This is a genomic window from Thermomonas alba, assembly GCF_022419205.1.
GTDB classification, from domain to species: Bacteria; Pseudomonadota; Gammaproteobacteria; order Xanthomonadales; family Xanthomonadaceae; genus Thermomonas; species Thermomonas alba.
On the sequence record NZ_JAJOZU010000068.1, the window covers coordinates 1 to 521 of the forward strand.

Sequence of the window (521 nt, forward strand, 5' to 3'; positions counted from 1 at the left end):
GCGGGCGATCTCCGCCTGTGACGGCGCATAGCCGTCGGCCTCGATGCGTTCGGCGATGAAGGCGTGGATGGCACGCTGGGTGGCGGTGAGCGGCATGTTAGTAGCATTGCTACTAATGCCGCCGCTGTCAAGCCGGCGCATCCTCCAACTGCCGCAGCAGGCCGGCCAGCGCCGCCGCGACCGTCTGCCGGCGCACCGCCTCGCGGTCGCCCGCGAACCGGAACAGTTCCGCGCGCGCGTAGCCGCCGCGGCGCTTCCAGCCGATCCACACGCTGCCGACCGGCTTGTCCGGGCTGCCACCGCCGGGGCCGGCGATGCCGGTGACCGCGACCGCGAGGGTGGCACCGGAATGCACCAGCGCCCCGGACACCATTTCCACCGCGGTCTCGCGGCTGACCGCGCCGAACTGCTCGAGGGTTTGCGGACGCACCCCCAAGAGCGCCTGCTTGGCCTCGTAGCTGTAGGCGACCATGCCGCAGTCGAACCAGGCCGAGGAGCCCGGGATGTCGGTCATGCACTTG

2 protein-coding genes are annotated in these 521 nt (G+C 71.2%); both read right to left on the reverse strand.

Annotated features, from left to right (window positions below; genetic code table 11):
* Positions 1–141 (reverse strand): LexA family protein (locus ML342_RS11785; protein WP_500809977.1); only part of this gene is annotated, 141 nt, incomplete at its 3' end.
* The coding region (locus ML342_RS11790) for a CinA family protein (RefSeq protein WP_240127202.1) at positions 128–521 on the reverse strand (394 nt) is incomplete at its 5' end. The genes ML342_RS11785 and ML342_RS11790, both read right to left, overlap by 14 nt.